The organism is Bradyrhizobium sp. LB14.3 (assembly GCF_040547985.1).
Lineage (GTDB): Bacteria > Pseudomonadota > Alphaproteobacteria > Rhizobiales > Xanthobacteraceae > Bradyrhizobium.
In genome coordinates this window covers 94,456-108,262 of the sequence record NZ_JBEPQT010000014.1, presented here as the reverse complement: position 1 = coordinate 108,262, position 13,807 = coordinate 94,456, and the positions used below count along the sequence as shown (strand labels likewise).

The window sequence follows — 13,807 nt, the reverse complement described above, 5'->3', positions numbered from 1 at the left end:
TGACATGCAGACAGCCCTTCGTACCTCCCTTCCGGAAACCGAACTCGCCAGCCGCGCCAATTTCGCGCCGCACCCCCGTGTCGTGCGCGAGGAGCGGCCGGCGCACACCAGCGGCTTGCCGCTCAGCATCCGGGCTTTGCGCAAATCCTACGGCGACAATGAGGTGCTGCGCGGCATCGATTTGCACATCCCGGCCGGCCAGTTCGTTGCGATCGTGGGCAAGAGCGGCTGCGGCAAGAGCACGTTGCTTCGCCTGATCGCCGGCCTGGAAAAGTTTGACGCCGGCAGCATCTCGCTCGGCGACGCGGTGAAACCCGAGGATATCCGCGTGATGTTCCAGGAGCCCCGGCTGTTGCCCTGGGCCCGCGTTCTCTCCAATGTCGAGGTCGGTCTCGGTCGCGATCGTTCATCCAGTGACGCGCACACGCGCGCCGAGAAGGCGCTGACCGAGGTCGGGCTGACCGACAAGCGCGACCAGTGGCCCTCGGTGCTGTCGGGCGGCCAGAAGCAGCGCGTAGCCCTTGCCCGCGCGCTGGTCTCGCGTCCGCGGGTGCTCGCCTTCGACGAGCCGCTTGGCGCGCTGGACGCGCTGACCCGCATCTCGATGCAGCGGTTGCTGGAGCGCGTCTGGCGCGACCAGGGCTTTACCGCGATCCTGGTGACCCACGACGTCGCCGAGGCGGTCGCGCTGGCCGACCGGGTGCTGGTGATCGAGGAGGGGCGGATCGCCCATGACGTCGTGGTTAACACGGCCCGGCCCCGCGAACGCGGCTCGGCCGAGCTCGCGGGTCTCGAAGGCTCGATCCTGAGCCACCTTTTGTCGGCGGACGATCGTACCTAAATAGCGAGGGACCCCGTTTGGGGGCGATGCCATGAATGTAGTGCCCCGCGATCTCATGACCGAAATTGCCGTCACGTCCGCCGATTTCCGCGGCGCCATGCGCCACCTCACCGGCGGCGTCAGCGTCATCACCGCCGGGCGAGGCAAGGACATTACCGGCATGACGGTCACTTCCGTCGCCTCGCTGTCGGTCGAGCCACCGACGCTGATCGTCAGCATCAATCGCGATGCCTCGTCCTTCCCGCTGATCCGGCGCCACGGCGCTTTCGGCGTGAACATCCTCGCGGCCGATCAGCTCGATGTCGCCGAGCGCTTTGCCGGCAAGGGAGGGCTCAAGGGTGCCGATCGTTTCGCGGGCGCCCGATGGGTAACGGCGGTTTCGGGCGTTCCGCTGCTGGTCGGCGCATTGTCCGCTGTCGATTGCGAGGTCGAGGAGATCGTCGAGCGCCATTCGCATGGCATCGTCATCGGCCGTGTCCGGGATGTCAGGAATTCCACCCGCAACGCTGCGCTGGCCTATTGGCACGGCCAGTACGTGGCGGTCGATCAGGACGAAGACGCGGCCAGGCTTGCGGACGTCAGCGTTCCCACCCACCTCCGGCGCGGCATTTGATCGCCGCCGGCCGAGGGGCGCACAGGCTGGCCTTTTCGCTTTCATCGCTCTAGAAGCACCTCGGCCTCCCGCCGGGACGGCAATGGAGCGCAATGATGAAACGCATCGCGACCTGGGCCTTCTACGCCATCGGCGCGCTCGCGATCGCCTATCTCGCGCTCTACGCCTATGCCATGTTCAGCGGCCAACCGATCGTGCCGGGCGACCCCATCCACATCTTCCGCAAGCCGGACGCGCCGAGTTATTCGTGACGGCTCTCTCCTCGTCATGGCCGGGCTTGGTCCATCCACGCGTAGCCGCGATTCCCGGAAAGACGTGGATGCGCGGGACAAGCCCGGGCATGTCGGCGGAGTGTGTGCGACTAGCCTCGCAAAATCGCCAGCGCCAGCGCCTGTGCGCGAGGCACGATGCTGTCGAGCTCGAGATATTCCTCCGGCGTGTGCGCAAGCCCGCCGACGGGGCCGAGGCCGCAGATGGTCGGCGTTCCGACCGCGGCGGTGAAGCCGGAATCGGCGCAGCCGCCGGAGAACTCGCCCTGGAGCGTGGTGAGGCCGGCCTGCTTTGCGGCGGCCTGATAAGTTTCGAACAGCGCTTTTGAATCGGCGCTCTGCACCACCGGGACGAACTCGCCCTTGACCGTCAGCGTCGCGCTGGTGCCCGGCACGTAAGACGTCGCGATGATCGCCTCGATCGCGGCCATCACCCTCGCACGATCCGCGGGATCGACGTAGCGCATGTCGATCTGCCCCTCCGCGTAAGGCGCCGTCGTGTTGACGGACTGCCCGCCCGAGACGAGGCCGACGTTCAGCGTGATGCCCTTGTCGAGATCGGTCAGCGCGTGGATCTGCACGATCTTGTGCGCGAGCTCGCCGATCGCGCTGACGCCGGCGGCGAAATTGGCGCCGGAATGCGCGGCTTTGCCAGTGATGGCGACATGCATGAAGATGCCGCCCTTGCGCCCCGTGACGATATTGCCGGTCGGGCGGCCTGGCTCGGAATTGAACACGGCGCGCGCGGCGCGTCCTTCGCGCTCGATCACCGGCCGGGAGGAGGGCGAGCCGATCTCCTCGTCCGAGGTGATCAGCACCTTGATCGGGTGCGGGCTGCCGCCGAATTTATGGAAGGCGGTCGCCACGAATATGTTCATGACGACGCCCGACTTCATGTCGGCAACGCCCGGACCATAGGCGCGCTTGTCTTGAATCGTGAACGGACGCCGCCCGGCCTCGCCCTTGCCGAACACGGTGTCGCGATGTCCCATCAACAGCACCGGCTTCTCGTTGCTGCCGGGCTTTGCGACGTCGGCATGGATCGCATCGCCGAAGGTGGCGTTGTTTTCACGCCGGAACGGGATGCCGTGCTCGGCAAAATGCCGCTCGAACCGCGCCCCGACCGCATCGACGCCTTCCTTGTCATGGGACCCGGAATCGATGTTCACGACATCGCGCAGCAGGTCGATCATCGCCTGCCGCTGTGCCGCCAGCCAGTCCGTGATTTGAGCTTCAGACATGTTTACCCTCGCGTGGTTTTCATGCGGAGTTATAGGGCGTTGCCTGCGGATGGCCTAGTCACGTAGCGCGGTCCCGTTATGCGAGAAACGCCCTCAACGCCCTCAACGCCGTCATTGCGAGCGACGCGAAGCAATCCAGTCTGTCACCGCGGAAAGATCCTGGATTGCTTTACTGCGCTCGCAATGACGAGGGCGGTAGCCTGCATTCAAACAAAAATGCCCGGGACTTGGCCCGGGCATTCGCATTCTCTCAATCAGCGTAGAGCGCCTACGCCCCGACCATCGGCATGCGCGGATATTCACCCGGCGTGCCGGCGGGCGTAATCGGGATGCCGCCGTCGGAATATTCGTTGAGCTTGTTGCGCAGCGTGCGGATCGAGATGCCGAGGATGTTGGCGGCATGGGTCCGGTTGCCGAGACAGTGCTTCAGCGTCTCCAGGATCAGGTCGCGTTCGACATCGGCGACGGTGCGGCCGACCAGGGCCCGCGTTACCTGCTCGGCGGCCATGGTGGCATGCGCCACGGCCGGCGCGGTCTTGGCGAGGTCGAGGCGGTCGCCGTCCGGCGTGAGGATGGCGTCGGCGCCGATCTCGTCGCCCTGCGCCATCAGCACCGAACGGTGCATGGTGTTTTCGAGTTCGCGGACGTTGCCCTGCCAGCGGTTGGCGGAAAGCACGCGTCGCGCTTCCGCCGAGATCGGGCGCATCGGCACGCCGTTGGCTTCGGCGTATTTCTTGACGAAGTGCTGGGCGAGCTCGAGAATATCGGCGGGACGCTCGCGCAGTGGCGGGATCTTCAGATTCACGACGTTGAGCCGGAACAAGAGGTCCTCGCGGAACGTGCCTTCGCGTACGGCCTCAACCAGATTGCGGTTCGAGGTCGCGATGATGCGAATGTCTACCGGGACAGGCTTGGTGCCGCCGACGCGGTCGATCACGCGCTCCTGGATGGCGCGGAGCAGTTTCGATTGCAGGCGGACGTCCATCTCCGAGATTTCGTCGAGCAGCAGCGTGCCGCCGGTTGCCTCCTCGAACTTGCCGATGCGGCGGGCGATCGCGCCGGTGAAGGCGCCCTTTTCGTGGCCGAACAGTTCGGACTCCAGCAGATGCTCGGGAATCGCGGCGCAGTTGATCGAGATGAACGGGCGCTTGGCGCGGGCCGAGCGGGTATGGACGTAGCGGGCCAGCACTTCCTTGCCGGTGCCGGATTCGCCGGTGACCATCACGGAAGCGTCCGAGCCCGCGATCTGCTGGGCGAGCTTGATCACCTTGGCCATCGCCTCGTCGCGGTAGACCAGCTCGCGGGAATCGTTGGCGACCGCGGCCAGCACGGCTGCGATCAGCTCCGGGTCCGGCGGCAGCGGGATGTATTCCTTGGCGCCGGCGTGGATCGCGGCAACCGCGGCGCGGGCGTCGTTGGTGATGCCGCAGGCGACGATCGGAGCGTGGATGTGCTCGGCTTCGAGCCGCATCACGAGGTCGCGGATGTCGAGGGCGACGTCGACCAGCAGCAGGTCGGCGCCTTTGCCGCCACGCAGCACGCGCATCGCCTGCTCGTGATCCTCGGCGTGGGTCACGGTGGCACCGTTCGCCATCGCGATCTTGGTGGCGGTGGTGAGCTGGCCCTTCAATGTGCCAACGATGAGAAGCCGCATATCAGTCTCCTGTCCGTCTGGTCGCGCTGCCGCGCGTCATCGCTTTAAGCGCGTTCAGTCTTGATGATTTCGGTCATGGTCACGCCGAGCTTGTCCTCCACCAGGACCACTTCGCCGCGGGCGACCAGCTTGTTGTTGACGTAGATGTCGATGGCTTCGCCGACGCGCCGGTCGAGCTCGAGTACCGTCCCGGGCCCGAGCTTCAACAGCTCGCTGACGTCCATTTTGGAGCGGCCGAGCACGGCCGAGACCTGCACCGGTACGTCGAACACGGCCTCGAGGTCGGCGGCGGCGCGCGTCGCATATTCGTCCTCGCTGTAGCCGACGTCGGTGCCGGCAGGCGGCATCGGGCCGTTGAGATCGGGCAGCGGGACCTGTCCGTCAGTGTCGCTCATGGCTTAGCTCCCCCTGCGGGACGCAACATAGCGTCCCACCATTTCGTCGATCTTGGCTGTAATGGCGCCGCGCTCCAGCACGACGCCGCCATCGGCCCATTCGATCCGGCAATCACCGGTAGCAATCTCGGGCTCGGCCAGAATCACCAGCCGGCCTTCGAAGCCGCTCTGCTTGGCCAGCCGCTCCATGTTCTCGCGGGCCGCGTCGTAGAGCGCGTCGTTGATGCGGATGACGAGATGCGGCGTCGCGACCAGATGCGAGAAGCAGTCCTTGATCAGCGCGACGATCTCGCCGAGCGGCTCGGCGGCGACCAGATCGGCGCACAGCTTACGCGCCACCGCCACCGCCACGTCGACCGCCTCGGTCTCCATCTTGGTTTCGATGTTGCCGATGCCCGAGGCAATGCCCCGAATTCCGATGTTGATCTCTTCCATCGCGAGCGCGACGCGGCGGTCGCTCTCGGCCTTGGCCTCGCGCTGGCCGGCGGCAAAGCCGTCTTGATAGGCGCGCGCCTCGGCTTCCGCGACCTTCTGGGCGATCTCGGCCGCAGTTGCGGCCTTCTCGCGCGTCCGGTCGGGCGCGGCGAAGTCGTTGTCGAACAGGAATTTTGCCGGAGCGCCCATCAATACACCAGCTCGTCGTCGGCGCGGTTCTTGGTCAGCATGATCTCGCCCTTGGCGGCGAGGTCCTTGGCGAGGTTGACCAGCAGCGCCTGGGCCTCGTCGACGTCGCGCAGGCGGACCGGACCCATCGCCGCCATGTCGTCCTGGAGCATTTTGGCCGCACGCGAGGACATGTTGCCGAAGAAGAAATTGCGGACGTCCTCGTTGGCGCTCTTGAGCGCGACGCCGAGCTTGTCCTTGTCGACGTTGCGCATCAAGGTCTGGGCCGAGCCGGAATCCAGCTTCACGAGGTCGTCGAAGGTGAACATCAGCGCCTTGATGCGTTCGGCCGATTCGCGATTGTCCTCTTCCAGCGAGGTGATGAAGCGGGTTTCGGTCTGGCGGTCGAAATTGTTGAAGATTTCCGCCATCACCTCGTGGGCGTCACGGCGGCGGGTCTGTGACAGGTTGGACATGAATTCGGTGCGCAGCGTCTTCTCCACGCTCTCGATCACCTCCTTCTGGACCGCCTCCATCTTCAGCATGCGGTTGACGACGTCGAGCGCCAGATCCTCGGGGAAGATGCCGAGCACGCGCGCGGCGTGTTCCGGCTTCAGCTTCGACAGCACGACCGCGATGGTCTGCGGATATTCGTTCTTGAGATAGTTGGCGAGCACCTCTTCCTGCACGTTGGAGAGCTTCTCCCACATGTTACGGCCGGCCGGGCCGCGGATTTCGTCCATGATTCCGTTGACGCGCTCGGGTGCCAGATATTGCTGGAGCAGCCGCTCGGTGGCGTCGAAATTGCCCATCAGCGCGCCCGAGGCCGACATCCGCGAGACGAATTCGAGCAGCATGTCCTCAACAGTGTCGACTTCGACGGTTCCGAGCGTCGACATCTCCAGCGAGAGCTGGCGCACTTCGTCGTCGTCGAGCAGCGACCAGATCTTGCCGCCATATTGCTCGCCCAACGCCAGCATCAGGATCGCGGCACGCTTCGGCCCCGCCACGGCTTCGACCTTCGCACCTCCACGGCTGCCGGCACGCTGACCAAGCGTGGAGATCACGCTGGTGATGTCGTTGGAGTTGGCATTTTGCAGGGCAGCGGCCATGTCAGATCACTTCTTGATTCACTTGACGCGGATTATTTGGCTGGTTCGGTCAGCCACTGGCGGATGATGGCGACGGTTTCGTTGGGGTTGCGCTCGGCGAGCTCGCCGACGCGATGGACGGACTGCGCATGGACCTGGCCCTGGATGGTAGCGACGTCGATCGCGCTTGCAGCGGCGCCGGGCAGGAGCGGCTGGCTGCTGGGCGCTGCATCGTCGCTCGCGGCGGGGCCGGTCAGAACGCCGGAGATGGCGGCCGCGACTTCGTCGGATGCCAGGATGCGCTTGACCAGCGGGCGGATCACCAGGAACAGCACGATCAGGCCGAGCAGCATCATCACGCCGAGCTCGACGAAGTACATGACGTCGTCCTTGGTGAACTGGAGCATGCCGAGCAGGCCGGAGGGTTCGGCGATCGGGGTGGTGGAGGGGGCGTCGGCGAAGCGCAAATTGACGACCTCGACTTGGTCGCCGCGCTTCTGGTCGAAGCCGATCGCCGAACGCACCAGCGTGGCGATGCGATCGAGCTGATCCTTGGTGCGGTCCTGGTAGGCCAGATCGCCCTTGTCGTTCTTGGAGTAGATGCCGTCGACCAGCACCGCGACCGAGATCCGGTTGACCCGGCCGGCCTCGGTCACTTCGGTCTTGGTGGTGCGGGAGATCTCGTAATTGTTGGTCTCTTCGCTCTTCTTGCTCTGGTCCTTGGCCGCGACGCCGCTGTTCTGCTGGTTGCCCGGCAACTCGTTGTTGACGGTGACCTGGCCGTTGTTGTCGGCGGTCATGCTCTGCTCTTCGCGGGTCTGGCTCGAGCGCAGCACGCGGCCTTCGGGATCGAACTTGTCCGAGGTCTGGGTGATCTTGTTGAAGTCGAAATCGGCGGAGAGCTGGACCCGGGCGCGCCCCGTCCCCACCACGGAGGAGACGATGTCCTCGACCTGCTTGCGCATCCGCTTCTCGAAGGCGGTGCGGCGCTCGTCGCCGATCTGCTGGTCCGGATCGGTCTGGGCGCCGTCGGCGAGCAGCTGCCCGGTCTCGTCGACGATCGAGACCCGCTGCGGCTTCAGGCCGTTCACGGCCGAGGCGACCAGGTGGCGGATGGCGCGGATCTGCTGGGCTTCGAGCGCGCCGCGGACCCGGACCACGATCGAGGCCGACGGCTCCGGTGCTTCGCGCGAGAACAGCGGACGCTCGGGCAGCACCAGATGGACGCGGGCGGCCTGGATGCGGTCGATGGCGCGGATGGTGCGGGCGAGCTCACCTTCCAGCGCGCGGAGATGGTTGATGTTCTGGACGAAAGAGGTGGTGCCGAGCGCGTCCGACTTGTCGAACACCTCGTAGCCGACCCCGCCGCCCTTGGGCAGGCCGCCCTCGGCGAGCTTCATCCGCAGGCGGGTGACCTTGTCCTTGGGCACCATGATGATGGTGCCCTCGTTGCGCAGCTCGAACTGGATGCCCTGGCGCTCCAGGTCCTTGATAATGCCCGAGGAGTCCTCGACGCTGAGGTCGGTGAACAGGGTCGTCATCTGCGGCGTGGTGACGCGCATGATGACGAACGCGAAAAAGCCGACAAGCGCGGCGGTAACCGCGATCATCGCCCCGAACCGGGCGGCTCCGATACCCTTCAGAAAGTCCGCAAGACCTTGCAAGCAACCGCCCCGATAGATTCGGCTGCTTTCACAGGAAAGGCCGACTGGGCAATTATTGCCTAGGTGATGGTTTCGATATGGTTAACGAAGGTTAAGAGCTGCGACAAAAGTAGCGCCATGAAAAAAATCGGCCTCGCGAGGCGAGCCCGATTTTCGTCAAAAGCCGCAGATTTCCGGATTGCCTACTGGCGGTATTGCTGGATGCGGGTGGTGCGAAGCCCCGCCAGACCGTGCTGGTCGATGGAAAACTGCCAGGAAAGGAATTCGTCGACCGTCAGGGTATAACGGCTGCAAGCCTCCTCAAGGGAGAGAAGCCCGCCACGCACAGCGGCGACGACTTCGGCCTTGCGGCGGATAACCCAGCGTTTGGTGCCGGGTGCGGGCAGATCTGCAATCGTCAGCGGACTGCCGTCCGGCCCGATGACGTATTTTACCCTCGGGCGATGGGGTTCTGTCATGGCGTACTCACAAACTCTCAACCACTGAACTCACGCCACAACCATAGGCATCGCGGCTTAAAAATCCGCTAAGCCTAAGGCTTCAATACAATTCTCGTTGAAAATGGCTGGAACGCAGCCGTCTCGACCGGCGGGAAGGGTGCATCCAGGCAGGCCGAGGGGGTATTTTAAATACTTTACTAACGAACGAGGCCTGCGCGGGGTGTCGCAAGGCCTCTCAACCGTGCACCCAGGCCTTAATTGCTGGCCGTGGCGATGATGCTCTTCACCTGGCTCAGGGTGTAGCTGGCGCCGTCGATGGTGAGCAGCGGCGGCGACTGGGTCAGGTCGACGGACGACACCGTGCCCTGCACCTGCGCGGCGATACCGACATTGTTGTTGGCGACATCCTTGCCCGTGGCCGAGATCGTGTACTTGCCGTCGGGCCATTGCGTGCCGTCGTTGCCCATGCCGCTCCAGGTGAACGGAACGTCGGCGCCGGCGCCGGCGGTATATTTGCCGGTGAACACGGTCTGGCCGCTGGCATTGGCGACGGTGATGTCGACCGTCGCGTCGCTGGGCACGTTGAGATGCCAGGTCGCCGACGAATTCGTCATGGACGCCGTAGTGCCGTCAACCAGGGCGGTCTTGCCGACGAAGCCGAGCGCCTGGGTCGCCTGCGTGGTCTGTTGCAGGGTGACCAGCTGGGAGAGCGAGTCGTTGGTCTTGAGCTGCTGCTCGACGCCGGCGAACTGCACCAGCTGCTGGGTGAACTGGTTGGTGTCGAGCGGATCGAGCGGGTTCTGGTTCTGCAGCTGCGTCGTCAGCAGCGTCAGGAAGGTCTGGAAGTTGCCCGCCAGCGTCGCGCCGGTGGTCGAGCCCAGGCTCGAGCTCGAGGTGGAGGATTTCGTCAGATCGGTCGTGCCGGAGACGACCGAAGGAGCGGTGGCGCCAGTCGTGGTGGTCATGTCTCGATACTCCTCACACTCTGATGTCGACGCCGCTGCTCGATCCGAGCATGCGGCCGTAGCTGCGCCCGACCGGGGCTGTGGGAACTGCTTCCTCGTCGCTGATGATCAGCCGGCGGGCATTACCGCCATTGTCGTTGTTCTGGCCGGAGTTCTGGCCCGACGAATTCTGGTCGCGCAGGCTGAAGGACAGCCCGTTGCTGCCGGTCTTGAGGCCGGCATCGTCGAGCGCGCGCTGCAATTGCGGCGCGTCCTGCCGCAGCATCTGCAGCGTCTCCGGTTTCTCGACGGTGAGATGCGAGGTGATCTGGCCGTTACGGTCGACATTGATGCGGACATCGATGCGGCCGAGGTCGAGCGGATCGAGGCTGATGTCGAACCGGGTCTTGCCCGCGCGTGCGGCCGCCGCGATCTCGATCGGCACGCCACTAATCGGAATAGCGTTGGCATTCGCCGCGGTCGCGGTGAGCGTCGCGGTCGATGCGGTCGCGGCCGAAGTGGTATTGGTCAGCGGCGCCTGCACGGCAGAGGCCGCCTGCGCGCTGGTGTCGGTCGTGGGGACCGCGGCCTGCGTGCCCGCATGGGCATGCGGTGTTGCCGTCGCCGGTGTCGCATCGGCCGTGCGGTCGGAAGTCCCAGCCTTGGCGTCGGCCGCGTTCGCATCGATTGGCGGCTTGTCGGCTTGCGGATGCACCGCGTTGGCGGACGCTGCCGTCGCCGGAGTCTGCGCGGCGTTCGCCTTGCCGGTGTCCTGGCCGATATTGGAGACGTCGCTCCCAACTTGCGCGGTCGCGACGGCCTTGAACGAAGTTTTTGGCGTGCCCTGGTCGACGGCGGCGATCAGGCCGCCATTGGTCTTCGCATCGGTCGCGGTCGCATCGGTCGTCCCGGTCGCGGCATCGGCCAGCGTCGCCGAGGTAGCGGCATCGACCTTGGCGCCCGCGGTCTTGGCGCTCTTGTCGCCCGGCGTCGCGGTATCGGTCTTGGCGCCGGCGATCTGCGCCGCGGTGGAGGCGCTGGCGGCGATGCCGGCGGCGGCGATCGTCAGTGGCGAGGAGGCCTGGTTCGCGGCCGCGTTCGGATCGAGCGGCACGACCGGCGCGGCCACCACGATGCTGGGATCGGGCACGGCGGCCGGCGTCGCGTCGACTTGCGCGGTTGTGGCGGCATTGACGGTGGCGGCAAGGCCATCGGTGCCGTCGGTCTTCTTATCCTTGGTGTCGTCGGACTTGTCCGCCGATTTGGCGTCGGAGGTCTCGGACTTGTCCTTGGTCTTGCTATCCGCCTTGGTCGGATCGGCCGTTGTGTCGTTCTTGGTATCGTTCTTGGCCGGCGTGGAATTGTCGGTGTCGTCACTGGCCTTGCTCTGCGAGGACGGGTCGGTCGCCGAATGATCGCGCGGGCTCTTGTCCGAGGACGACGAGGAATCGGTCCGGCGCGGTGCGGTGTCCGGGGACGACGCGCTGTCGCTGATAGCTTGAGTGTTGCTGTCGACCAGCGAACCGAAGGAGTCGTTGGACGTGTCTTTCGACGCCTGCGACCGGGCAGGCTTTTGCTGCGCGCTCTGGACTTGCGCGCTTGCCGCTACATCTGACGTACGACCGACCACAGGCGACCCCTCGGAAACATCTTCGGCATAAGAGGTAGCAAGGAGCGGGCCAGCCCCGCGCCTCGGTATTTTATCAAGATAAATCAATGATTTGAGGAATCGTCTCCGCTGCCGCAAGGCCTTTCAAAGCCCCGTCATTTCTGCCTCCCCGGCAAGAATTGCCCTAACTGGCCGCCCCCATGATTGCTTCACCGGAAGGCCGCCTATATTAAAGAGACAGCTCTCAGCCGCTTTCGACCGGGCAAGCCGCCCTTCGGGAACCAAAGTTCCCGGGGATCGCGGATGTCCCGCCGGAAGCATCCAGCGGATCGCCAAACGCCGCCGTCACAACGCTTTAAGGCCCATGCTTAATAGTCTGGATCTCGAAGGCCGTCCTGAGGATACCAGGGTCGTCGTTGCCATGTCGGGCGGCGTCGATTCATCGACGACGGCTGCGCTTTTGAAGGCGGAAGGCTACGACGTCGTCGGCATCACGCTGCAGCTCTACGACCATGGTGCGGCGACCCATCGCAAGGGCGCCTGCTGCGCCGGCCAGGACATCCACGACGCCCGCGACGTCGCGGCCAAGCTCGGCATTCCCCATTACGTGCTCGACTACGAGGACCGCTTTCGCGAGTCCGTCATCGACAATTTCGCCGACAGCTACGCGCTCGGCGAGACGCCGGTGCCGTGCATCGAGTGCAACCGCTCGGTCAAGTTCCGCGACCTGCTCAAGACCGCGCGCGAGTTAGGGGCGACCGCGCTCGCCACCGGCCATTACGTCGCCTCGCGCCGCCGCGCCGACGGCTCGCGCGCTCTGGTGTGTGCCGCCGATGCCGATCGCGACCAGAGCTACTTCCTGTTCGCGACCACGCAGGAGCAGCTCGATTACTTGCGCTTTCCGCTCGGCGACATGACCAAGCCCGAGACGCGCGAACTGGCGCGGCGCTTCGGTCTCGCGGTCGCCGACAAGCACGACAGCCAGGACATCTGCTTCGTGCCCACAGGGCGCTACACCGACATCATCACCCGTCTGCGGCCGAACGCGATGGACCCCGGCGAGATCGTCGATCTCGACGGCCGCGTGCTCGGCCGGCATAACGGCATTGCCAATTTCACCATCGGCCAGCGCCGCGGCCTCGGCATCGCCGCCGCCGCGCCGCTGTTCGTGGTGCGGCTGGAGGCCGCCAACCGCCGCGTCGTCGTCGGCCCGCGCGAGGCGCTGAAGATGCACCGCATCGTGCTGCGCGACGTCAACTGGATCGGCGACGGCGACATCGACCGCGCGATCGGCGCCGGCCTCGAAATGTTCGTGCGCGTGCGCTCGACCCGCAGCCCCCAGCCGGCATGGCTGCGTGGCGCGAACGGCCATTACGAGGTCGAGCTCGTCGCAGGCGAAGAGGGTGTCTCGCCGGGCCAGGCCTGCGTGTTTTACGACGCGCCCTCGGGCCAGGCGCGTGTGCTCGGCGGCGGCTTTATTCAAAGCGCCGCCGCGAAGGCTGCGACCGGCACGGCACGTCCGCTCGCCGAAGCCGTGCGCGGCTAATCCATGAAATCGGACCGCACTCTCGCGACACCGGAAGTGCGCCCCCTCTCCCGCCTGCGGGAGAGGGTTTGGGAGTGGGCTCTCTCCACCCGCGATATATCGCGAGCGGATAAAGCCCTCACCCGGCGCTACGCGCCGACCTCTCCCGCAAGCGCGAGAGGTGCCAGACCGCGCGCGGGGCTGACTTCGATCTCACCAATAATCAATTCTCGATAGAGTTTGGCGTAAGGGCAGGGGCATGGCAGCAGACATCTCGCGGGCCGGGGTCGAGAAGGCCTATGGCCGCTGGGCGCCGGTCTACGATCTCGTGTTCGGCAAGGTCTTTGACGCCGGCCGGCAGTCGACCATCATCGAGGCCGACCGGATCGGCGGCCGCATCCTCGACGTCGGCGTCGGCACCGGCCTCTCGCTGTCGGACTATGCGCGCACCACGAAAATCTGCGGCGTGGACATTTCCGAGCCGATGCTGCGCAAGGCGCAATCGCGCGTGCGTGCGCTGCGCTTGAGCAATGTCGAGGTGCTCTCGGTGATGGATGCGAAGAATCTCGCCTTCCCCGAAAACTTCTTCGACGCGGTGGTCGCGCAATATGTCATTACCGCCGTGCCCGATCCCGAAGGCACGCTCGACGAGTTCGTGCGCGTCTTGAAGCCCGGCGGCGAGCTGATCCTCGTCAACCACATCGGGGCGGAAACGGGTTTTCGCAAACTCTCCGAACTCGCGTTTGCCCCGCTCGCCCGCCGTCTCGGCTGGCGTCCGGAATTTCCGTGGCAGCGACTGGTCGACTGGGCCGCAAAACACGGCCGCGTTACGCTGGCCGAGCGCCGCCCGATGCCGCCGATGGGACACTTTTCGCTGATCCGCTACCTCAAATCGTAATGTTCGGGGTGGGAACAGGG

General features: G+C 65.4%; 14 protein-coding genes. 5 read left to right on the top strand and 9 right to left on the bottom strand.

Going from position 1 to position 13,807, the window contains the following annotated elements; translation table 11 throughout:
- The first annotated feature begins 4 nt into the window (after positions 1–4).
- The 3 genes from ABIB00_RS24025 (at position 5) to ABIB00_RS24015 (ending at position 1,705) form a co-directional block, all read left to right on the top strand.
- Positions 5–841, top strand: coding sequence for an ATP-binding cassette domain-containing protein (locus ABIB00_RS24025; protein WP_354106080.1), 837 nt, complete (start codon positions 5–7; stop codon positions 839–841).
- 31 nt (positions 842–872) lie between these two features.
- Positions 873–1,454, top strand: a complete 582-nt coding sequence (locus ABIB00_RS24020) for a flavin reductase family protein (protein WP_354106079.1) — start codon at positions 873–875, stop codon at positions 1,452–1,454.
- A 92-nt stretch (positions 1,455–1,546) separates the two neighbouring features.
- Positions 1,547–1,705, top strand: coding sequence for a hypothetical protein (locus ABIB00_RS24015; RefSeq protein WP_354106130.1), 159 nt, complete (start codon positions 1,547–1,549; stop codon positions 1,703–1,705).
- Positions 1,706–1,815: 110 nt separating this feature from the next.
- Here the strand turns inward: ABIB00_RS24015 and ABIB00_RS24010 are convergent, their stop codons facing one another.
- The 9 genes from ABIB00_RS24010 to ABIB00_RS23970 form a co-directional block, all read right to left on the bottom strand.
- Positions 1,816–2,964, bottom strand: a complete 1,149-nt coding sequence (locus ABIB00_RS24010; RefSeq protein WP_354106078.1) for a M20 family metallopeptidase — start codon at positions 2,962–2,964, stop codon at positions 1,816–1,818.
- Positions 2,965–3,232: 268 nt separating this feature from the next.
- Entirely contained in the window at positions 3,233–4,618 is a 1,386-nt protein-coding gene (gene flbD / locus ABIB00_RS24005; RefSeq protein WP_247343288.1) for a sigma-54-dependent transcriptional regulator FlbD, read from the bottom strand.
- Between the two features lie 44 nt (positions 4,619–4,662).
- On the bottom strand, positions 4,663–5,013 hold the full coding sequence (gene fliN / locus ABIB00_RS24000) for a flagellar motor switch protein FliN (RefSeq protein ID WP_247499922.1): 351 nt from the start codon (positions 5,011–5,013) through the stop codon (positions 4,663–4,665).
- A gap of 3 nt (positions 5,014–5,016) precedes the next feature.
- On the bottom strand, positions 5,017–5,637 hold the full coding sequence (locus tag ABIB00_RS23995) for a FliH/SctL family protein (protein ID WP_247343294.1): 621 nt from the start codon (positions 5,635–5,637) through the stop codon (positions 5,017–5,019).
- Entirely contained in the window at positions 5,637–6,728 is a 1,092-nt protein-coding gene (gene fliG, locus ABIB00_RS23990; RefSeq protein WP_106942059.1) for a flagellar motor switch protein FliG, read from the bottom strand. Before fliG ends, ABIB00_RS23995 begins: the two co-directional genes overlap by 1 nt.
- A gap of 32 nt (positions 6,729–6,760) precedes the next feature.
- Positions 6,761–8,371: a flagellar basal-body MS-ring/collar protein FliF gene (gene fliF, locus ABIB00_RS23985; RefSeq protein WP_247343301.1), complete on the bottom strand. Its 1,611-nt coding sequence runs from the start codon at positions 8,369–8,371 to the stop codon at positions 6,761–6,763.
- 182 nt (positions 8,372–8,553) lie between these two features.
- Positions 8,554–8,829, bottom strand: a complete 276-nt coding sequence (gene sciP / locus ABIB00_RS23980) for a CtrA inhibitor SciP (RefSeq protein WP_002714638.1) — start codon at positions 8,827–8,829, stop codon at positions 8,554–8,556.
- Positions 8,830–9,065: 236 nt separating this feature from the next.
- Positions 9,066–9,776 (bottom strand): flagellar hook assembly protein FlgD, encoded by a 711-nt coding sequence (locus ABIB00_RS23975; protein WP_247343304.1) that lies wholly within the window; start codon positions 9,774–9,776, stop codon positions 9,066–9,068.
- Between the two features lie 13 nt (positions 9,777–9,789).
- On the bottom strand, positions 9,790–11,385 hold the full coding sequence (locus tag ABIB00_RS23970; protein ID WP_354106077.1) for a flagellar hook-length control protein FliK: 1,596 nt from the start codon (positions 11,383–11,385) through the stop codon (positions 9,790–9,792).
- 343 nt (positions 11,386–11,728) lie between these two features.
- On the opposite strand from ABIB00_RS23970, the gene mnmA reads away from it, so the two are divergent.
- Together mnmA and ABIB00_RS23960 are read left to right on the top strand one after the other, a co-directional pair.
- On the top strand, positions 11,729–12,910 hold the full coding sequence (gene mnmA / locus ABIB00_RS23965) for a tRNA 2-thiouridine(34) synthase MnmA (protein ID WP_354045032.1): 1,182 nt from the start codon (positions 11,729–11,731) through the stop codon (positions 12,908–12,910).
- 238 nt (positions 12,911–13,148) lie between these two features.
- Positions 13,149–13,787 carry a class I SAM-dependent methyltransferase gene (locus ABIB00_RS23960; protein ID WP_354106076.1) on the top strand — a complete coding sequence of 213 codons (639 nt, stop codon included), beginning with the start codon at positions 13,149–13,151 and terminating at the stop codon, positions 13,785–13,787.
- Positions 13,788–13,807 lie beyond the last annotated feature (20 nt).